Origin of the sequence: Bacillus sp. FSL W8-0519 (assembly GCF_038005585.1) — a bacterium.
Classification (GTDB): domain Bacteria; phylum Bacillota; class Bacilli; order Bacillales; family Bacillaceae_G; genus Bacillus_A; species Bacillus_A paranthracis.
Window position 1 is genome coordinate 1,993,388 of sequence record NZ_JBBOTL010000001.1, and the last position, 20,678, is coordinate 2,014,065.

A 20,678-nucleotide genomic window follows, 5' to 3' on the forward strand; every position below is an offset into this window, starting at 1 on the left:
TTGAAATTTAAACGTATGTTTCATATGCTGAGAATGGCGGTTCAAAAACTGTTATGTAAGAGAGGTAGATTCCTACATGTAAAAAGAATCGGGGTGATAGTATGTTAAATATTTATTTAACAGACCGAAACGGAAAACTACAAGAGGTTGAGGAAATGCAAAAGGGTTGCTGGATTAATGTACTTCATCCAACGGAAGAAGAAATTCAATATCTAGTACAAACTTTAAATGTGGACTTAGATTTCATTAAAGACCCTTTAGATGATGAAGAACGCTCTCGTATTGAAAAGGAAGACAATAATACTTTAATAATCGTGGATATTCCAACAGTTAGACATGATGAAGAAGGAAATTCGATTTATGACACGATTCCAATAGGTATGATTGTAATGCCAGATTGCTTTGTGACAATTTGTTTAGAAGAAAATCCAATTTTTGAACGTTTTATTAATCAACGTATTAAAGAATTTTATACGTTTAAAAAGACACGCTTTGCACTTCAGCTCTTATATACGATTTCTACTTACTATTTAAGATACTTAAAGCAAATTAACAGAAAGACAATCGATTTAGAGCATCAATTAAATCAGTCGATGAAAAATAAAGAGATTTTCACATTGCTAGGTCTTGAAAAAAGTTTAGTATACTTTACAACATCATTGAAGGCGAATAAAATTGTAATTCAAAAATTAATGCGTAACAGTACATTTTTAAAAATGTATGAAGACGATCAAGATTTATTAGAAGATGTATTAATTGAAAATAAACAGGCTATTGAAATGGCGGAAATATATAGTCATATTCTAAGTGGAATGATGAATACTTTTAGCTCTGTTATATCGAATAATTTGAACAGTGTTATGAAACTGTTAACGTCTATTACAATCATTTTATCATTACCAACAATGGTCTCTAGTTTCTTCGGAATGAACGTAAAGGTTCCATTTGAAGGTGAGGCTCAAGGTTTTGTAATTGTACTCATAATATGTGCAACATTATCTTGCGCTTTAGCATTTGTATTTTGGAAGAAACGTTACTTTTAACGATAAGAAAGCTGCTCTAGCATAGTTGTGTAACTGCGCTAGAGCAGCTTTTTTGCTATGAAATCCCAAATTTTGAATAGAATATAACTTATAAAATGTAATGTATATGAAAGGGATGAATTCCGTATAAGTCTTGTCCAATCAATAAAATGGGGTTAAAATTACATATTGTTAATGAAAAGTTGGAGGAAATACATCATGGAATTGTTTCAATTACCGAAAGCATTCCTGCAAATGAATACAATCTTTATCTCCATATTGATCGAAGCACTTCCTTTTGTGCTCATTGGTGTATTTATTTCAGGATTCATTCAAATGTTTGTGACAGAAGATATGGTAGCAAAATGGATGCCGAAAAACCGATTTCTGTCTGTTTTAATGGCTACTTTTTTAGGGATGATGTTTCCAGGTTGTGAATGTGGAATCGTTCCGATTGTTAGGCGATTAATTGGAAAAGGGGTTCCGCCATATGCCGGGATTGCATTTATGTTAACTGGTCCAATTATTAATCCGGTCGTATTATTTGCAACATACGTTGCCTTTGGAAGTAGTATGCACATGGTATGGTATCGTTCTATTGTAGCGATTATCGTAGCAATCATTGTTGGAATTATATTATCATTTATGTTTAAAGAACATCAATTACGAGATGATCACTTCCCAGAAGTGAATCATAAGCGTCCATTACGTAAAAAAATGTGGGATGTATGTACGCATGCTGTTGAGGAATTTTTCTCGATGGGAAAATATTTAGTATTAGGTGCATTAATTGCAGCTGCAGTTCAAACGTTCGTACAAACTTCAACACTTCTTGCTATAGGACAAGGTCCGTTTTCTTCACCAGCTGTTATGATGGGACTTGCTTACATTTTATCACTTTGTTCAGAAGCAGATGCATTTATTGCTTCGTCATTCCAAAGTACATTTTCAACAGCATCACTTGTCGCGTTCCTCGTATATGGACCGATGGTGGATATTAAAAATATGTTTATGATGCTTGCGACATTTAAAACAAAATTTGTAATTGTCGTTACAGTTACAGTTACAGTTGTTGTTTATGCAAGCTCACTACTCATTTATGCGATGGGGTGGTAGGTTATGTTTCGAGCATATATATTATTAGGTTTTACAATCTTAATCGCGCAGCTTCATATTTCAGGTAATATTACGAAGTATATCAATATGAAGTATGCCTATTTATCAACAACAGCAGCTATTATTTTAGGTTTCTTAACGATTGTTCAAATTATTATTGTTTTCCAAAAAGAACATGAGAAAGAACAAGGAAAACAGGATTGTAGTTGTGATCATAGCCATTGCGGGCATGACCATTCAAAAGATGAGAATACATGGTGGAAAAAAGCATTCTCGTACACATTGTTCTGTTTTCCAATTGTTTCGGGATTATTTTTCCCAATTGCAACGTTAGATTCAGATATTGTTAAGGCAAAAGGGTTTCATTTTCCTGTTGCACAAGCAGAAAGTACAGATCCATTTATGAGAAGGCAATTTTTAAGACCTGATACGAGTATATATTACGGAAAAGAAGGATACCGTGGTGTAATGGAGAAAGGGAAGAAAGAGTTTGTAACAAAGGATAGTGTTACTTTAAATGATGAAAACTTCCTAAAAGGAATGGAGACGATTTACAATTACCCTGGTGAGTTTACTGGGAAAAAATTATCATTTAAAGGTTTTGTTTTCAAAGATGATTCTTCTAAAAAAGAACAATACTTCTTATTCCGTTTCGGTATTATACATTGTGTAGCGGATTCTGGTGTATATGGTATGTTAGTGAAAAAGCCAGAAGGTGTAGAATGGAAAAACGATGATTGGATTCAAATAGAGGGAGAAATTTCTACTGAATTTTATCAGCCGTTCCATGCGAACATTCCTGTTTTAGAAGTAACGAAATGGAATAAAGTTGAACAGCCAAAAGAACAATATGTATTTAGAGGAGCCGATTGATAACATCGGTTCTTTTTTATGGACTAAAAGTTCTGAATGTTGTTAATATTAAACGTGTAGTTCATTTAGTATAGTGATTATTGAGATATTAGGGATACATCATTAAAGGGGTGATAACAATGACAGAAGTAAAGGGGAAAACAGCCAATGAATCAAGGGTGTTCAAAACGAGCCGAGTATTTCCAACAGATTTAAATGATCATAACACGTTATTTGGTGGAAAGATATTAGCCGAGATGGATATGGTTGCTTCTATTTCAGCAACGAGGCATGCAAGAAAAGAATGTGTAACAGCCTCTATGGATTGGGTTGATTTCTTACATCCAGTTCGCTCTTCAGATTGTGTTAGTTATGAATCCTTCGTAATTTGGACGGGTAGAACGTCTATGGAAGTATTTGTGAAGGTAGTAGCGGAAGATTTAATTTCAGGTGAGAAGCGTATCGCAGCAACGTCTTTTGTTACTTTTGTTGCACTGAGTAAGGAAAATAATCCAGTTCCTGTGCCGCGAGTAATCCCTGAAACAGAAGAAGAGAAAGAATTACATCGCATTGCAGTGTTGCGTGCAGAACAACGTCATATACGTAAGGCAGAGAGTAAGAAAGTAGCTACATTACTAACTTTTTGAGTTGAATATTTAGTCGTTAATGGCATTATAACAGACCGAAATGTTTTTCATATGAAAAGCGGACACCTAAAAGTAGGTGTCCGCTTTTATAGTTTTTCTATCCGCATATCATGTGACAATAACTACTTAGCAGAAGCAAGCAGCACCGACGATGATTAAGAGGATAAATAATACGACTAATAGCGCGAATCCATTACCATGTGCGAAGCCCATTGTTATTTCCTCCTTTTATTTTAAGATACAACATACAATATGCAAATGAGCTATCGTTTGATATGGACATATATCATGCAATGACATATTTTCTTGAATGATATTGTATTAAAAAAGGGAAGATATAGAAATAACAGTAAGTGGAGAAAGGAAAATATCCATGAAACACTTTTTCGTTGTAATCCTTTGTGTAATAGGTGTATTCATTTGGATGAACATCGATGTGGAAATGGGGAAAAAAATGGCTAGTGAATATGAAGTAGGACAAGTTAGATTAGGTGAATTTCAACTGTATACGAACGGTGAAGAGTTATATACGAATTTATTTGAGGATATACGTAATGCGGAGAAGTACATATATATTCATTTTTATATTGTAGGTAAAGATGAAATAAGCAAAGAGTTTTTGCAGTTGCTCGAGAAAAAGGCATCTAGCGGAGTAGAAGTGAAATTGTCAGTCGATCGAATAGGTGGATATAAGCTGAAGAAAAAGGTAATTCGTCAACTACAAAGCAATGGTGTCCAGTTTACGTTTAGTAAAAAACCTAAATTGAAACATTTATTCTATTCGTTGCATCAGCGAAATCATAGACGAATTGTTACGATAGACGGAAAAGTATCATATATCGGCGGCTTTAACATCGGAAAGGAATACCTTGGACAAGATCCGAAATTTGGCCAGTGGCGTGATTATCATGTGCGGGTTAAGGGGAATGGTGCCACGGATATGGAAAGAAAATTTGCTGCTGACTGGAAAGAAGATACGGGAGAAAAAATGCCTGTACATGAAAGTCTACCTGCAATTGGGAATGTAAAATATCAATATTTATTTTCAGATGGAAAAGGGTTATGGGAAAAATATGGAGCGTTTTTAAAGCAGGCTAAAAAGTCTTTAATTATTGCTACACCATATTTTGTACCAAGTAAAGAAATGATGAAAGAGTTAAAAGGTGCATTAAACCGCGGTGTCAATGTGAAAATTCTCGTACCATTTAAAAGTGATGCAGTATTGTTAAAACAAGCTGCCTATCCGTATTTGAGAGAGATGAACCATGCTGGAGCGGAGATCTATCAATATCGGAATGGTTTTTTTCACGGGAAAGTAACAATCATTGATGGAGAAATTGTTGATATAGGTACAGCGAATTTTGATAATAGAAGTTTTTATTTAAATTGTGAATCTAATTGTGTCGTATATGATAAAACAGTTGTTGCTGACGTATGGGATCGACTAAAAGAAGACTTCCATAAATCAAAAAGATTTTCGGAAGAAGATTTTGAGGAAATTAGTAAATGGGATTGGTTTTTAGCAAGAATAGCAAATGTTATAGCATCATATTTATAGCATATAGACAAAAAGTAGGGAGGCACTTTCATGGATTGTATGAAAGAATTGATGAGGTATAGTTATATGCTTATATATAAGGTTGGGGAGTATACAGGACAGGTAAGAGACGAAGAATTAAAGGAGCTATTACAGCATCATTTACCATATATGTTGCAAGCATATAATGAACAAGTGAACTTTCAAGAAGGAGAGAATGTACAGCATATAACTTGTGAACCAATTTCATTTCATTTTCATGAAATGGAAAAGGAAACTGATAGTAAATATACAGGTGATATGTATATTGCAACTTGTTATATTTCGCATTTGAAACGGTTAGCGTTAAAGTTTGCTCAAGTGGCAGTTGAAGTTGCAAATCCAGAATTTCGCTCGTTTTTAGAAAACTGCTTCCTGAAAATGAATCGTTATGCCTATAGTGTATGGCAATATGTCGTGAAGAAAGAGTATAAGATTAAACATGTATATGAAAATGAGAAATTTGCATAAGAGACTAAGGCGGAAAGATAGGCGCCTTAGTTTTTTACTTTTCGTGGAGAAAAATGAATATATGTACATATTTATTATCAGAAAATTTACAAATATTTACCGTTTATTTACTATTTTTCAATCTTTCCTTTAAAAATAGAGAGTAATATGGGATTGTACATATTCTATCAAAAGGAGGAAACGCAAATGAACAAATGGGTTAAATCATTAACTGCTATGGCACTTGCAAGTTCTTTATTAATGGTAGGTTGTAGTAAAGGTGAGGACAAGAAGAAAGAGGACGATACAACAACACAACAAGAGGATAAAAAGGATAAAGAAACAAGTGGAACTGAGAAGTCTACGGATTCTAAAGAAAAGAAATAATGTAATAATAGAGCTTCCTCTTTTATGTGAGGAAGCTTTTTTGTTGTAAATTGATTGAGATTATTGAAAAATAGAGAAAGAATGAAAGAGGGGGAAAACAAATGAAAGTATGTATATTGGGAGCAACAGGGCGAGTAGGTTCAAACATAATTAAATTAGCATTAAAAGATTCAGCAGAAGTGACTGCATTAGCGCGTGATTCAAGTAGGGTAGAAATAAATCATGAAAGATTACGAGTTATAGAAGGTAATGTATTAAATGAAAATGATATAAAGAAAGCGATAAAAGGAAGCGATATAGTAATTAGTGCACTTGGAACGGATCAAAATGGGACGTTAGCGAAGAGTATGCCACAAATTATAAAGAAAATGGAAGAAGAAGGCGTTCGTAAAATCATTACAATAGGAACAGCCGGTATTTTACAAGCAAGAACAAATCTAAATTTATATCGTTTTCAATCAACGGAATCAAAGAGAAAGTCGACAACAGCAGCAGAAGATCATTTAGCTGCATATAAGATACTTAGTAGTAGTAATTTATGCTGGACGGTCGTTTGTCCGACGCATTTAATTGACGGTGATGTGACAGGTATATATCGAACTGAAAAAGATGTATTACCAGAAGGAGGAGCAAAAATAACAGTTGGTGATACAGCGCAATTTACATGGAATCTGTGTAGTGAAAACAAATATGAGAATAGTCGAGTAGGTATTTCATATTAAAAAACCATCCCGAAATTGGGATGGTTAAAAGACGATATAACATACAAATATGATAATCATAATGATTTGGAGAATGGCTTTCGCTACTGTACTGCTTAAAAAACCAACTACAGTAGCAACTCCTACTAGAAAAGCGTCTTTTGGCGCTTTTTTATGCATTAATTCGGTTATAAATACCGCTAAGAACGGTATGATAATAAGTCCGAATGGTGGGAAGAAGAAAGATCCGGCAATGATCGAAATCATTCCGACACGTTCGCCCCATTTAGAACTACCGTATTTCTTTAAGAAATATCCATTTGCAATAAAATCAGCAACGAAAATGAATAGTGTGAAAATAGCTTGAATAATCCAAAAAGAAATCGTTAGTTCTCCGCCATTTATACCAAAATGGTAAATGAAATATCCAGCCCAGACAGCTAGGATGCCCGGGATAATAGGATAAATAAAAGCTAGAAATGAAATAATGAAACAGGCAATGATACAGATTGTTAAGAAAACAGTCACTTTATAACTCCTTTTGTATATCTAATTTATGTACAGCAATTTTTTTGACTTGATGTCCATCAAGTTCTAATGCCTTAAATTGAAAACCGGCATATTCGATGGAGTAGCCAGCTTCAATATTTACGTCAACTGCTTGCGATAATAGCCAGCCTCCAATTGTATCTAAGTCGCTCTCATCAATATGTAAGCCAAACATATCATTTACTTCAGAAATAAGTACTTTTCCATCTAGAACAGTAAGTTTAGGTGTACGTTTTTCAATCATAGGTGATTCATCTGCATCAAACTCATCTTGAATTTCTCCAATGATTTCTTCAAGAATATCTTCCATTGTTAAAAGTCCAGCAGTACCACCATATTCATCCATAACGATTGCCATCTGAACGCGATTCTTTTGTAGATGTACCAGTGTTTTACGAATTGGAACAGTTTCAAATACAGTTAGTACTGGATGTATGTAAGATTCAAGTGGCTTATGAATGCCTTTCGTTTGATCGTGAAATACTTCTTTCGTATTGATCATACCGATAATATCATCTTTATCTTTTTCGATGATAGGGTAGCGTGTATACTTTTCAGTTGCGACGATATCCATATTTTCTTCTAACGTATTTTCAGTAGATAAGCAAATCATTTCTGTACGAGGGACCATAATTTCTTTCGCAACTCGGTCGTCAAATTCAAAAATATTATTTACATATTTATATTCGGTTTGATTTATTTCGCCGCTTTTGAAACTTTCACCTAAAATGAGTCGTAGTTCCTCTTCAGAATGGGCAAGTTCATTTTCTTTCGCAGGTTCTAAACCGAGTAGTTTTGTGAAAAAGATAGCAGTACTATTAAGTAACCAAATGAACGGGTACATAATTTTATCAAATAAAATAAGTGGTCGTGCAAACTTAAGCGTAATCGCCTCTGCTTTTTGAATTGCGAATGACTTTGGAACTAATTCACCTAATACAACATGGAAAAATGTAATCACACTAAAAGCAATAATAAATGATAAAGTATTTGCCATTGTTCCAGTAATATTAATCTTTTCAAAGAGCGGTCGTAGTAAATGTTCCACAGTCGGTTCACCAAGCCAACCAAGCCCTAAAGAAGTAATTGTAATCCCGAGCTGACAAGCTGATAAATAAACATCTAAATTAGAAATGACACTTCTTGCAGCTAAAGCTTGTTTATTGCCTTCGTTTGCAAGCTGGTCAATTCGACTTTTTCGTACTTTTACAACAGCAAATTCTGATGCAACGAAAAAGCCGGAAATAAGGATAAGAACAAAGATGAGAAAAATATTTAATATGTCCAAGTGTATTCTCTATTCCGTCGTTTGGAATAAAGATGTCACCTCCTGCAATTATGTTATACTTTTATAATAAATCCAAATGAAAAGAATAGTCAAAGAAAAAGGGTAAATATTGGTATGTTTCTGCAATGGTTTTTGAATTTGCTGTTATTTTGTCCGCTATACAAAAGGAATAACCCTCTACTTTCAGATTCTAGAGGGTTATTTTAAATTAAGGTTTTGGAATACTTCTCGTTAAAGCGTATGATTGTTGTTTAAAGTGGTTTGTCGTCCATAGCGTTTGAAGGAATGAGAGTATACAATACGGGATATACAAAAGTAATAAGCTAATTGTAACAATAATAGGTGCATTTCCGCCGAATTGAACGATAAATTGCAATAGTCCACTTGCGTGAAAAACGCATTCCATAAAAACGAATGAAAGAATAATGGAACCTAAAATAGATTTATGATTCGAAGTAAGCGCTAAAAACAATGTATCTACAAGGAAAGAAGCTTGTTTTATTTCATATTCATTTGTATTACTTAAGAAAGGAATCCATTTTTTTATTGCTTGCATAACGATAATCATGGAAGTACTACAAACGATGATAAAAGATGAGTAGTAAGGAATCTTTATAAATTTTGTGATGTATAGGAGTAGTAATAAGACTGCGCATTGTAATAATACAGTACATAAAGAATAAGGAATCCATCTTAATAAAGAAGCGAACTTTTTAACCGATTGAGGTGCTTTAAAAATTAAATGGCCAATCCCTAAGCTGATGAAGAATCCGATTGCAAGAGTAAAGGTAAAACGAACAATCGATAAAAAATATATTTCCCACATGTAAGGGAATAACGGTGTTGATTGATTAGCAGTATGTACCATCTCATTTGCTGAGAAAAAGATAGATTCGTGCATCCAATCAATCTTTGGAATTGTCATCGAAGAAAGTTGTGCGAAGTTATGGAAAATGCTTATAAAGCCGGTGATGTATGAGTATTTATGTGTAATGAATAAAGTTGGAATAGGACTAATGATAAATATAATGAGAACACCAACGATAAATTTATATATATGTGAGCGCAATAAAGACATGTAATCACCTACTCTTTGAATATTCAGAAAATTCTTATTCTTATTTTAGCTTTTTTCGGAGTAAGTTACAATATATTTTTCTTAAAGAAGTTTAGTATTGTAGTGGATAGAATTGAATGAAACGTGAATAAATTATGACAAGAAAATGAATAATTTTCAGAAAAATAAAATAAATTATTTATTTTTTTCTGAAAATATAATATAGTTATGGCACAGAAAGTATTTTAACATAAGGAGGCTGTTTATGAGGATTAAAGGGAATTATGTGCCGAAAAGGGAAGTTTTATTTTGCTCAAGTTCAATTACAGTAGGGGAAGCGCTAGAGCATTTAAATAAAACTGGTTATCGTTGTGTACCAGTTTTAGATGAAAAAAAAGAGAAATATTTAGGGAATATATATAAAGTAGATATTTTAGAATATAAAGGTTCACTGGAAGAGAGTGTATTAAAACTATTAAACGATAAAGAAGGATATGTTAGAGAAGATTCTTCGTTCTTTAAAGTATTTTTTACAATAAAAAAATTACCTTATTTATCAGTAGTTGATGAAAAAGGAGTCTTTCTTGGGATTTTAACGCATAAAAAAGTTTTTGAGCTATTAGAAGATGCTTGGGGCGTTCATTCTAGTAAATATTCTGTCATGATTGGGACACAAGATTATAATGGGGCTATTCAAAAATTATCGACAGTATTAAAAAAATATACAGGTATCCAAAGTTTAATGACTTTTGATAATGATGCCTTATTAGTTCGTAGAATTATGTTTACATTAGGAGAAGAGTTTAACGATGGTGAATTAGAGACGTTATTGAAAGATTTAGAAGATCACGGATTTAGAGTGGTGTATGTGGAAGAGATGAAAAATCCACGTGAAGTTGAAACGATAGAATAATATGCAAAAGCCGTCTAATTATGTTGGATGGCTTTTGTTATGTTGCGTATATAAAATTATTTGAAAATAACGATAGGATAATAAGTGAGTTTGAAACAATATTTGTGCAAAAGAATAAAAAATGTAGATAATTTTGATTTTCAAAAAAGTCAATTTGAAAATATGTTTTTATTTTTCAACTAAATATGTTACTATATGTGTGATAAAAACAAAGAGGTCTGACAACTATACTCCGCGCAATACCACTCTAATGATTTAAAAATTCAAAAAAATCAAAAATCAAAAATTAATAATTAGAGTAAAAATAAGGGGACTGGAGAAATTATGGAGAAAGACACTGCTTTGTAAGGGGCATATTTTATCAGCTTGAACAGAGAGGAGGATGCATAGCATATTGTGAAAATAGAGATAAACAATGAAAAAGTGCTATGCAAATGAAAAGCATGAAGGGACGTTTAAGGCCAGGTGATACGGTAGCAATTGGTTTAATGTTATTTGCACTATTTTTAGGAGCAGGAAATTTAATTTTTCCACCAGTTTTAGGGCAACAAGCTGGAGAGAATGTTTGGGTTGCTACAATTGGATTCCTTGTAACGGGAGTCGGATTACCCCTATTAGCTGTAACAGCTGTCGCGTTTGTAGAGGGGGACTTGAAAGCGCTATCTTCTAGAGTTCACCCTATATTTGCGTTTGTTTTCCCATTAATTAGTTATTTAGCGATTGGACCTTTTTTCGCGATTCCGCGTACGGGAGCCGTTTCATTTGAAATGGGTATGAAGCCATTTTTATCAGAGGCATTAGTTTCCGAATGGTACATGCTATTTCTTTTCACTATAATTTTCTTCGGAATAACTTGGTATTTATCTTTAAATCCATCAAAATTAGTGGATTGGTTCGGGAAATTTCTTACACCATTGTTAGTATTAATTGTTGCTGTAATTGTCGGAAAGGCAATTGTTGATCCGATTGGAGAACCAGTTGCACCGCTAGAAGCATACAAGGAAAATGCTTTCTTTGGTGGATTTATTCAAGGATATTTAACGATGGACGCAATTAGTGCGCTTGTATTTGGAATTGTAGTTGTACAAGTTATCCGCTCTAAAGGAATAAAAGAGAGTAATCAAATTGCAAAAATAACAGTAGTATCAGGTATTATCGCTGTACTTGGTTTAACGTTAATCTATTTATCACTTGCTTATCTTGGTTCAACAAGTACATCACTTGGGGTATCAGAGAATGGTGGACTTATTTTAACGAATGTTGTAAATGAGTTATATGGAACAAGTGGTAAAATTTTATTAGGACTTGTTATTGTACTTGCTTGTTTAACAACTTCTGTTGGATTAACATCAGCTTGTGCTGGCTTCTTTACAAACTTATTCCCAAAAATTTCGCATAAAACGATTGTAACAATGGTATGTGTATTTAGTTTAATTGTATCTAACCTAGGTTTAACACAATTAATCGCAGTTACTTTACCAGTGTTAATGATTATTTATCCAGTTGCAATCGTATTAATTGTACTTTCTTACTTCCATAAATGGATTGGGAAGCGTAATACCATTTATATTGGAGCTATTTTAGGTGCGTTGTTAATTAGTTTCTTTAACGGTTTAGAAAGTGCGAATATTAAAATTGACGCGATTTCTAACGTACTACAAATGTTACCATTATATAAAGAAGGAATAGGATGGTTAATCCCATCATGTATTGGCGGGATCCTCGGTTTCTTCTTCTATAAATCAAATGAATCAAGTGAATTACAAAAGAAAGGTGCTTAGGCGCCTTTCTTTTTTTAAAGGGGATTTTTTTGTTTTGTCTAAGTAATAAATGAAAGGAGTGATAAAATGGCTAATTTTGAAGATTTTTTAACTTTGGATTTACGGATTGGGACTGTAACACATGCAGAGGAATTTAAAGAAGCGAGAGTTCCAGCGATTAAACTAGAAATTGATTTTGGAGAGCTTGGAATGAAACAGTCAAGTGCTCAAATTACGAAGAGATATAACCCAGAAGATTTAATCGGTCAGCAAATCGTTGCTGTTGTAAATTTTCCGCCAAAGCGTGTAGCGGGATTTAAATCAGAAGTACTTGTTTTAGGAGGAGTACCTGAAGCGGGTGATGTCGTATTACTGCAGCCTAATATGGAATTACCAAATGGAACAAAAATTAGTTAATGTAAAGGCGGGGGAACATGGATATTGGACGCGAATACGTACAGTGTGCCATTTCGAATTTTGAAGCAACAAAGAAACAAGGGGAACGGGTGCTTTCACAATTATCATATGAACAGATTGAATGGTCTTCTCATGAAGTAACAAATAGCATAGCAATTATAATTAAGCATCTGCACGGTAATATGCGTTCTAGATGGACGGATTTTTTAACATCTGACGGTGAAAAAATAGATCGTAACCGAGATGCTGAATTTGAAGGTGGTTATTCTTCTAAGAAAGAGGTACTCGCAGCATGGAATGAAGGTTGGGAATATGTTTTTAAAACGATGAATGCACTAACGTCAGAACATTTATTGCAGACGGTATATATTCGCGGTGAAGCACATACTGTCATGCAAGCAATTGAAAGACAAATTTCTCATTATGCTTTGCATATTGGACAAATGATTTACATTGGTAAAATGTTAAAAGAAAATGAGTGGGAATGTTTAAGTATTCCTAGAGGAAAGTCTAACTTTCATTTAGAGAAAAAACGTTCAACATAATAATAGGAAAGAAACCGATATAAAATTGGAAGTAAGAAAACAAGCCAAATGATAGATGGCTCTACAGTCATAAGAATGCTACCAACAATCAGCCCATATATAATAAGAAAGAAATTAATAAGTGTATTCACAGGGATAAATCGTGAGATAAAAACTTGCTGTCGTTTAAAACAATCACTATGAAATACATAAAAGCGGAAGTACCATGTGGTAGTAATAAGATCTTTCTTTCGCGTAATTCTTTTTTTGCATGTATGACAGATGAACGGTGGTTGCATTTCATTGCGCTCCATTTTCTATATTTGTAATAATGTAGGACAAAAGTAGGTACAAAGTGTATATCCCTATATACGCTCCTGATATAAGAAAAAATGGATTTAGTAAAATCCCATGAATACTTGTCATAAAAACTAAGTCTTGCATAAAAACATCATATATATGAATAGAAATGATTGTACCGAGTACATAAAGTGCTAGATATGCTGAAATATGTAACACAACACGGATGGTAGGATGCTTAGCAAGCCAATAAAAAATAAATGATAGTACAACGGGGAGTGTTCCTATTAGTAGTTTCAATTCATTTCACCTCATTAACAATATAGCCTGAATTTAGACGGTCTATTCTCTAGAGCTTGTACATAACTTGAAATAGAGAGGTGATAGTATGAATCGAGGCTTTTTTTATGTGAAATTCACGAGTGTACGTAAGTTAGTATTATTTATTATTGCTACAGTACTGGCGACTTTTTTTCTTATTAGTATGATGGTAACTTCTATGAAAGAGACAAAGTCAACGTATTTATATAATTGGTTAAATGAGTTATCAATGAATGGTTACATGTATGTTCTTGGGAAAGAGAATCATTATTTTACACAGGAATATAGAAATTTAAATCAAGATTTTTCAATATCTTCGTTTCTCTTTTCTATGGCTACGAATATTCGTTTTAACGATGTACGCAGTTTTGTCGGCAAAGAGCTACCTGGTTTCGGTAAGTACGATACAGAAATTGTTATTGCGGGTGAAGGAACAAATTATTCTAACTTGCCTATAGAGTCGAGCGTTCCACTTGAAGAAGTAGTAAAAGAACGGACTGGAGAAGGTGGACAGGCTCAAAAGCCGGATACGAATAAAGAGAAAAAGCAACCAGCTCAAACGACAGGAAAACGACAAGTTGCATTTATTTATCATTCGCATAGCTGGGAATCTTATTTGCCATTATTGAATTTAACAAATGATCCAAATCCGAATAAAGCCACAAGTTCCGTAACGAATATTTCAATAGTCGGCGACCGATTTCGTGAACAATTAGCAAATGAAGGAATCGGAGCAACTAACGACAAGACTGATGTTGGTCAAAAGTTGATTAGTAAAGGGTTAAATAGTAATAGTTCATATAAAATGTCACGGGAAATTGTACAAGAAGCAATGGCCGGCAATAAAGAATTACAATACTTCTTTGATTTACATCGTGATAGTGCTCGGAAAAATGTCACGACAAAAATAATCGGTGATAAATCATATGCGAAGCTTGCGTTTGTAGTAGGGAAAGGTAACAAAAACTATGAAAAAAACTTGCAATTAGCAACGGCTTTACATGAGACGATTAGTAAGAAATATCCAGGCGTTAGTCGTGGTGTCATTCAAAAAGGATTCCAAACAGGAAATGGTGTCTACAATCAAGATTTGTCAGGACAAGCGATATTAATTGAAGTTGGTGGCGTGGATAATACAGAGGAAGAACTAAATCGATCGATTGATGCGCTAGCTAAAGCGTTTGGTGAATATTTCTGGCAGGCAGAAAAAGTGAATGGATAAAGTGAAACAGAAATGAATGCGAGAGTCTGAAAAAACGTGAGTGTAATGTAAAGCTTGCGTTTTTTTGTAATTAATGATGCGTCACAGAATAGACATAATTTGTCGATGTTATAGTAAAATCGAAATTTGTCAAATTATACTGGGAGATTTACAAAGGGATTTTCGGGAAAGTAGAGAAAATCTTTTTACAAGGAAAGCTTTTTATTATGAAATTGGTAGGGTGATTGAAGTGATTAGGGAAATCAAAGTAGAAGATGCAGCATCATTTTTGCAATTAAGTAAGCAATTAGATGAAGAAACAAAATTTATGTTGTATGAACCAGGAGAAAGGAAATTCACAGCCGAGCAACAAGAGCAAATGATTCAGCGTTTTGTAGAAAATAAATATGCAACAATATTGGTAGCAGTTGAAGAAGAGAGAATAGTAGGGTTTATTTTAGTGAATGGAAATCATATTCAAAGAAAGAGACATGTAGCAAGTATTGTAATTGGGATTTTGCAAGAGTATAGCGGGCGAGGTATTGGGACTAGATTGTTTAAAGAGGTCGAGAAGTGGGCAAGATTACATGATGTATGGCGTTTAGAATTAACGGTAATGGCCCACAATACAAGAGCTCAGGCACTATATAAAAAAGCTGGATTTGAGAAAGAAGGTGTCAAAAGAGCTGCTCTTATTATCGATGGAGAGAACATCGATGAGTATGAAATGGCCAAATTATTAAAATAAGAGGTCGTTATATGAAAAAAAGATGGATACTACTTGGTATCGTAGCGGCGATACTCATTGTTGGAGTAGCGGGAATCAATTATAAAATGTATAAGGATAAGCAAGCGCGCGAGGTGAATGTAAATAACATATTTCCGAAAGCGAAAGAAACGATTGCGAATATGGATGGAGATATTGCGGTAATTAGTAATCCGAATTCAATGCTTGTGCTTGTGAATAAAAGTAGGCGTTTACCAGACGGGTATAGACCGCCAGATTTAGTTATTCCGAAAGTGCGCTATTCTAGTGAAGGTGATCAAGAAAAGAAAAAAATGAGGAAAGAGGCGGCCGGTGCGCTTGAGGAAATGTTTCAGCAAGCGGATAAGGAGCGTGTTTTCTTATTTGCAGTCTCTGGATTTAGATCTTTTGATCGGCAAAAAGCGTTAAATACAATGTATAAAAAACAAGATGGAGAAGCCAAAACGGCAATGTCGAGTGCAGTTCCTGGAACGAGTGAACATCAAACAGGACTAGCTATGGATATCACATCACAATCTGCTAAGTTTCAGTTAGAGACAGTTTTTGGTGAAACGAAAGAAGGGCAGTGGCTTTCTGAAAATGCCCATAAATTTGGTTTTGTCATCCGATATACAAAAGAGAAAGAATCGATTACGGGCTATCGATTTGAACCATGGCACGTGAGGTATGTGGGAAATCCACAAGCTACATATTTATATGAAAATCAACTAACACTTGAAGAAGTAGCGCAGTGAACAATTGAGGGGAGAGAGGGATTATGACGGTGTTATATAAGAAAAAAGTACACGCATATGTGACAAGAGAAAAAGAAGGAGTTATGCAACTGCTTGTTTTTAAACATCGTGATATACCTGAAGCTGGTATACAAGTGCCAGGGGGAACGGTTGACGAAGGGGAAACGCTAGAAGCAGCGATTTTACGTGAAGTACAAGAAGAGTCTGGGTTACGTCATTTATGCATAGAACGATTCCTAGCTGATTACATCATACATGTGAGAGAAAAAAAGGAATATGAAAAACGCCATTTCTTTCACGTAACATTACTAACAGATGTAAAAGATCGTTGGGAACATATTGTAAGTGCCGGTGAGGAAGATGAAGGGTTAGTATTTTGCTATGAATGGATTGATATTGCAAAATGCCCTGAATTAGCGGGGAAACAAGGTGAGTTTTTACATTTGTTAGATGAGGTATACGTGCAGTAATAATAGGGTCTGAGGCGAAGGTGAAATCGTTTCAGACTTTTTTTATTTTTCAGGAAATAAAAGGTTTTTACATCGGTAAGTTGAATTCTTATAGAGGGATTGTAGTTGTATATGTGAGGAGCGGAGAAAATGAAAAAGTAATAGAGATATGCTATCAATAAAGGTTTATAGAAGGAGAATGAAAATGGAGATTCAGTTCAATACACTACTACAAAAAGAATTAACAATTCATGATATACAAAGAGCGATGGAAGATGGAAAGTTAACTTCAAAAGAACTAGTTATGTATTACCTTCATAGAATCGCAAAGTATGATCAAGATGGACCGGAAATTAATTCTATTTTAGAAATCAATCCAGACGCCATCTTTATTGCTGAAGCGTTAGATTATGAAAGAAAGATTAAAGGTAAAAGAGGTCCATTACATGGTATACCTGTTTTACTTAAGGACAATATTGAAACGAATGACTCTATGCATACAAGTGCAGGTACGATTGCGTTAGAACAACATATAAGTAGTGAAGATGCATTTCTCGTTACGAAGCTGCGAGAAGCAGGAGCAGTGATAATAGGGAAAACAAATATGACAGAATTAGCAAATGCAATGTCATTTGAAATGTGGGCTGGATATAGTGCAAGAGGTGGGCAAACAATAAACCCTTACGGTACGGGTGAGGATGATATGTTTGTTGGTGGCTCAAGTACAGGATCTGCCATAGCAGTTGCTGCTAACTTTACAGTAATATCGGTTGGAACAGAAACGGATGGTTCTATTTTGAGTCCAGCTGTTCAAAACTCTGTAGTCGGTATTAAACCGACTGTTGGTTTAATTAGTCGTAGAGGTACTATTCCATTTACGTATTCGCAAGATACAGCAGGACCATTTGCTAGAACGGTAACAGATGCGGCTATTTTGTTAGGGAGTTTAACTGGGGTAGATGAGAAAGATGTAGCCACTTATAAAAGTGAAGGGATAGCAGAGCATGATTATACAAAATACCTTGATGTTAATGGTTTAAATGGAGCGAAAATTGGTGTATATAGCAATGCACCAAAAGAGTATTATGAAACTGGTGAGTATGATGAAAAATTGTTTAAGGAAACGATTGAAGTATTGCGTATTGAGGGAGCGACAGTAGTAGAGGATATTAATATTCCGTCTTTTCATAGAGAATGGAGCTGGGGTGTATCGCTTTATGAATTAAAGCATAGTTTAGATAACTATCTTTCGAAATTGCCTTCTACTATACCAGTGCATTCTATTTCAGAGTTAATGGAGTTTAATGAAAACATAGCAGAAAGAGCTCTGAGATATGGACAAACTAAGTTAGAAAGAAGAAAAGATTTTCCTAATACGTTAAGAAATCCACAATATTTAAATGCAAGATTAGAAGATATATATTTTTCACAAGAACAAGGCATTGATTTTGCACTGGAAAAATATAATCTTGATGCGATTCTGTTTCCTTCTTATATAGGCTCCACTATATGTGCGAAAGCAGGTTATCCGTCTATAGCAATACCTGCGGGATATATGGATAACGGGAGACCATTTGGAATTACGCTTGCAAGCACTGCTTTTCGTGAGGGGACTTTAATTAAACTCGCATACGCTTTTGAACAAGCGACAAAGCATCGGAAATCTCCTAACTTATCATAAATAAAATAAATAGGGCAGGAAATCCTGTCCTATTTATTTTGTTCATTAAAGTGACATGTTTTTTTGCTTTGTCTTATCATATTTTAATAAGTTAAATGATAAACAAGCAGAGCACAATATAAGGATTGAAGCGAGAATATAGATCGTACGAACACCGAACAAATCGGTAATAATGCCAACACTCAGCATAGAAAGGCCAGAAGCTGTTGAGAGAAGAGCGCCGTGAGCTGTATACATCTTTGATAATAAAGATGGAGCGACGCTGGATTGTAAAACAGTTGTTTGAGAAATATCTCTAATTTGGTAACATGGGCCCATTAGAATGCATAGGAACAGCGCAATAAATCCGCTACTTGTTATACCATATAAAAATGTAAGAATACTAAACAGAAGAGAGCCTATCGCCATAGAGCGTATTAAATTGTTTTGAATGTATGTACTCATTTTCCACGCTAATAGACCGCCAATTAACGTCCCAACATAATAACTTGTATTAATAAATCCCCACCATTCTTCTCCTTTATGAAGGACAGTTGTTACATAAGCCATCGTAATAGCACCGATCCATATCGTCCCTGCAAAAGTTTCAATTAAGTCCATACATGTAACAGTACGGAGGGAAGGGTTTTGAAATAAGAGCTTCCAACCTTCCAATAAAGTATCACCTTTTGAAGAAGAAGGCTCTATTACTCGTTCAGTATGTATGGATCGTAATGAAAAGTGTAGTGCAACACATCCGAAAATCATCAATATGTTATTCATCATAAGTGTAGTAGTAGCGCCGACGAGAAGAACAATAATACTTGTAAATGAATAAGCAGCGGCTTGTGCAATTTGTGTGGAAAAGGAAAAAATACTATTTACTTTTACTAATTTTTCTTTCGGTGTAAGGCGCGGAAGAATACCGTATAGTAATGGAGCGCTCCAGCCACTACATAATGAAATGAAAAAAATGAAAATGAATAGTACTACAATGTTTGTGGAAAGGACCGGGAATAATATCATGAATAAAAATAATAGAGCAGTTTTTATCCATTGTAGTGTAAACAGTAATGAATAAGATGGAAAACGATTCATTATAAGTGGTGCAGATGTATTTGCTATAAGATTAGTTATGACTTGTAATAATGGAAAAAGAGCAGTTAATGTAGCTGATTTCGTTGTGATATACATATGAGTTGTAATAATCATTACGTATACGATGTCAGCGAGAGTAATGCATATTTTCGATCCTAAATAGTAAGTCAATGAACGTTTTTGCAATAAGTACACACCCTTTCTGGGGAAAATATGACAGTAGTTATAATCATTATAATTTGAAAAATAAATTTTGAAAGAATTAAATTTTTTGTCACTTTTTGAAAGGGATTTTCATGTATAATGAAGAATATATTAATATAGTATTTTAATAATACTCATTGTAACAGTGAAAATGTACAATAGCTTGTAGTAAGCGCCCACGTATGAGAAAGGGCGGATAAACCATTCTTTTCTTCATATACATATAGAAAATGAGAAAGAAAGTGAGGGTTGCAAATGGCTGCTTGGGTAATTTGGTTTATAATAGCTGGTATTTTATTTATTGCGGAAATGCTGTCGATTACATTTTACATGCTTTGGCTTGGAATTGGAGCTGTTGTCGGAGGTCTTATTGCTTTGTTTGCTCCTGAAGCACTACTATTACAAGTTGTTGCTGGTGCGATTGTAAGTTTAACGTTGACTTTCTTTACGAAAAGAATATCAAAAAACTTTCGAGAAGCAAAAGGTTTTACTGATACAGTAGATATGTTAGTCGGTAAAAAAGGGATTGTTATGCAAGCGATTACAAATGAAACGAACGGTATTGTGAAGGTGAATGGAGATACTTGGACAGCTGTTGCAGATGCTCCAATTGATACTGGAGAAAAAGTTGTTGTTATAAAGAGAAATAGTACTATATTACAAGTGAAAAAGGAGAGTGAATAAAT

The 20,678-nt window shown here is 34.2% G+C and carries 25 protein-coding genes; 18 read left to right on the forward strand and 7 right to left on the reverse strand.

All coding sequences use genetic code 11. From position 1 onward, the window contains the following. Positions 1-101 precede the first annotated feature (101 nt). From NST14_RS10345 to NST14_RS10360, 4 genes are all read left to right on the forward strand, one after another. Complete coding sequence (locus NST14_RS10345; RefSeq protein WP_000932396.1) at positions 102-1,043, forward strand: magnesium transporter CorA family protein; 942 nt, start codon at positions 102-104, stop codon at positions 1,041-1,043. 198 nt (positions 1,044-1,241) lie between these two features. Beyond that, positions 1,242-2,138, forward strand: a complete 897-nt coding sequence (locus NST14_RS10350) for a permease (RefSeq protein WP_000418725.1) — start codon at positions 1,242-1,244, stop codon at positions 2,136-2,138. 3 nt (positions 2,139-2,141) lie between these two features. Beyond that, positions 2,142-3,011, forward strand: coding sequence for a TIGR03943 family putative permease subunit (locus tag NST14_RS10355; RefSeq protein ID WP_000488047.1), 870 nt, complete (start codon positions 2,142-2,144; stop codon positions 3,009-3,011). A gap of 119 nt (positions 3,012-3,130) precedes the next feature. After that, the gene (locus tag NST14_RS10360) at positions 3,131-3,637 is read left to right on the forward strand and encodes an acyl-CoA thioesterase (RefSeq protein ID WP_000141167.1); all 507 of its coding nucleotides are present in this window, start codon (positions 3,131-3,133) and stop codon (positions 3,635-3,637) included. Between the two features lie 126 nt (positions 3,638-3,763). On the opposite strand, the gene NST14_RS10365 is transcribed toward NST14_RS10360, so the two are convergent. Continuing rightward, complete coding sequence (locus NST14_RS10365; RefSeq protein ID WP_000505094.1) at positions 3,764-3,850, reverse strand: YjcZ family sporulation protein; 87 nt, start codon at positions 3,848-3,850, stop codon at positions 3,764-3,766. 160 nt (positions 3,851-4,010) lie between these two features. Here NST14_RS10365 and cls point away from each other — a divergent pair, with 160 nt between their 5' ends. The 4 genes from cls (at position 4,011) to NST14_RS10385 (ending at position 6,772) form a co-directional block, all read left to right on the forward strand. After that, the gene (gene cls / locus NST14_RS10370; protein ID WP_000680141.1) at positions 4,011-5,195 is read left to right on the forward strand and encodes a cardiolipin synthase; all 1,185 of its coding nucleotides are present in this window, start codon (positions 4,011-4,013) and stop codon (positions 5,193-5,195) included. A gap of 30 nt (positions 5,196-5,225) precedes the next feature. After that, positions 5,226-5,684, forward strand: coding sequence for a spore coat protein (locus NST14_RS10375; protein WP_000340560.1), 459 nt, complete (start codon positions 5,226-5,228; stop codon positions 5,682-5,684). Positions 5,685-5,870: 186 nt separating this feature from the next. After that, entirely contained in the window at positions 5,871-6,050 is a 180-nt protein-coding gene (locus tag NST14_RS10380) for a hypothetical protein (protein ID WP_001045960.1), read from the forward strand. A gap of 101 nt (positions 6,051-6,151) precedes the next feature. Further along, a complete protein-coding gene (locus NST14_RS10385) occupies positions 6,152-6,772 on the forward strand; it encodes an NAD(P)-dependent oxidoreductase (protein ID WP_000861632.1) in 621 nt (206 codons plus the stop codon). Positions 6,773-6,796: 24 nt separating this feature from the next. On the opposite strand, the gene NST14_RS10390 is transcribed toward NST14_RS10385, so the two are convergent. The 3 genes from NST14_RS10390 to NST14_RS10400 form a co-directional block, all read right to left on the reverse strand. Then, on the reverse strand, positions 6,797-7,279 hold the full coding sequence (locus tag NST14_RS10390; RefSeq protein ID WP_000215659.1) for a DUF456 domain-containing protein: 483 nt from the start codon (positions 7,277-7,279) through the stop codon (positions 6,797-6,799). 1 nt (position 7,280) lies between these two features. Beyond that, positions 7,281-8,588 carry a hemolysin family protein gene (locus NST14_RS10395; protein ID WP_000353728.1) on the reverse strand — a complete coding sequence of 436 codons (1,308 nt, stop codon included), beginning with the start codon at positions 8,586-8,588 and terminating at the stop codon, positions 7,281-7,283. 208 nt (positions 8,589-8,796) lie between these two features. Then, the gene (locus NST14_RS10400; RefSeq protein ID WP_098487106.1) at positions 8,797-9,666 is read right to left on the reverse strand and encodes a hypothetical protein; all 870 of its coding nucleotides are present in this window, start codon (positions 9,664-9,666) and stop codon (positions 8,797-8,799) included. 244 nt (positions 9,667-9,910) lie between these two features. On the opposite strand from NST14_RS10400, the gene cbpA reads away from it, so the two are divergent. From cbpA to NST14_RS10420, 4 genes are all read left to right on the forward strand, one after another. Then, positions 9,911-10,558 (forward strand): cyclic di-AMP binding protein CbpA, encoded by a 648-nt coding sequence (gene cbpA / locus NST14_RS10405; protein WP_001220513.1) that lies wholly within the window; start codon positions 9,911-9,913, stop codon positions 10,556-10,558. 443 nt (positions 10,559-11,001) lie between these two features. Beyond that, positions 11,002-12,339: a branched-chain amino acid transport system II carrier protein BrnQ4 gene (gene brnQ4 / locus NST14_RS10410; RefSeq protein ID WP_406644238.1), complete on the forward strand. Its 1,338-nt coding sequence runs from the start codon at positions 11,002-11,004 to the stop codon at positions 12,337-12,339. A 66-nt stretch (positions 12,340-12,405) separates the two neighbouring features. Further along, a complete protein-coding gene (csaA, locus tag NST14_RS10415; RefSeq protein ID WP_001263033.1) occupies positions 12,406-12,735 on the forward strand; it encodes a chaperone CsaA in 330 nt (109 codons plus the stop codon). A 17-nt stretch (positions 12,736-12,752) separates the two neighbouring features. After that, positions 12,753-13,280 (forward strand): DUF1572 domain-containing protein, encoded by a 528-nt coding sequence (locus NST14_RS10420; protein ID WP_000351110.1) that lies wholly within the window; start codon positions 12,753-12,755, stop codon positions 13,278-13,280. Here NST14_RS10420 and NST14_RS10425 read toward each other — a convergent pair. Then, positions 13,253-13,558 (reverse strand): hypothetical protein, encoded by a 306-nt coding sequence (locus NST14_RS10425; RefSeq protein WP_002091944.1) that lies wholly within the window; start codon positions 13,556-13,558, stop codon positions 13,253-13,255. The genes NST14_RS10420 and NST14_RS10425 overlap by 28 nt on opposite strands. A 1-nt stretch (position 13,559) precedes the next feature. Further along, positions 13,560-13,859: a hypothetical protein gene (locus tag NST14_RS10430; RefSeq protein ID WP_098487107.1), complete on the reverse strand. Its 300-nt coding sequence runs from the start codon at positions 13,857-13,859 to the stop codon at positions 13,560-13,562. 88 nt (positions 13,860-13,947) lie between these two features. Between NST14_RS10430 and spoIIP the strand changes: the two genes are divergently transcribed. The 5 genes from spoIIP to NST14_RS10455 all read left to right on the forward strand — a co-directional run bounded on the left by spoIIP (position 13,948) and on the right by NST14_RS10455 (position 18,711). Further along, positions 13,948-15,102, forward strand: a complete 1,155-nt coding sequence (spoIIP, locus tag NST14_RS10435) for a stage II sporulation protein SpoIIP (protein ID WP_001079296.1) — start codon at positions 13,948-13,950, stop codon at positions 15,100-15,102. A 229-nt stretch (positions 15,103-15,331) separates the two neighbouring features. Continuing rightward, entirely contained in the window at positions 15,332-15,829 is a 498-nt protein-coding gene (locus NST14_RS10440) for a GNAT family N-acetyltransferase (RefSeq protein WP_000617586.1), read from the forward strand. A gap of 11 nt (positions 15,830-15,840) precedes the next feature. Continuing rightward, complete coding sequence (locus NST14_RS10445; protein ID WP_000747657.1) at positions 15,841-16,581, forward strand: M15 family metallopeptidase; 741 nt, start codon at positions 15,841-15,843, stop codon at positions 16,579-16,581. 23 nt (positions 16,582-16,604) lie between these two features. After that, positions 16,605-17,051 carry an NUDIX hydrolase gene (locus tag NST14_RS10450; protein ID WP_000217588.1) on the forward strand — a complete coding sequence of 149 codons (447 nt, stop codon included), beginning with the start codon at positions 16,605-16,607 and terminating at the stop codon, positions 17,049-17,051. Positions 17,052-17,235: 184 nt separating this feature from the next. Further along, complete coding sequence (locus NST14_RS10455) at positions 17,236-18,711, forward strand: amidase family protein (protein WP_000405428.1); 1,476 nt, start codon at positions 17,236-17,238, stop codon at positions 18,709-18,711. Between the two features lie 45 nt (positions 18,712-18,756). On the opposite strand, the gene NST14_RS10460 is transcribed toward NST14_RS10455, so the two are convergent. Continuing rightward, on the reverse strand, positions 18,757-19,974 hold the full coding sequence (locus NST14_RS10460; protein ID WP_113733036.1) for an MFS transporter: 1,218 nt from the start codon (positions 19,972-19,974) through the stop codon (positions 18,757-18,759). A gap of 273 nt (positions 19,975-20,247) precedes the next feature. Between NST14_RS10460 and NST14_RS10465 the strand changes: the two genes are divergently transcribed. Beyond that, positions 20,248-20,676, forward strand: a complete 429-nt coding sequence (locus NST14_RS10465) for an NfeD family protein (RefSeq protein WP_000741985.1) — start codon at positions 20,248-20,250, stop codon at positions 20,674-20,676. Positions 20,677-20,678 lie beyond the last annotated feature (2 nt).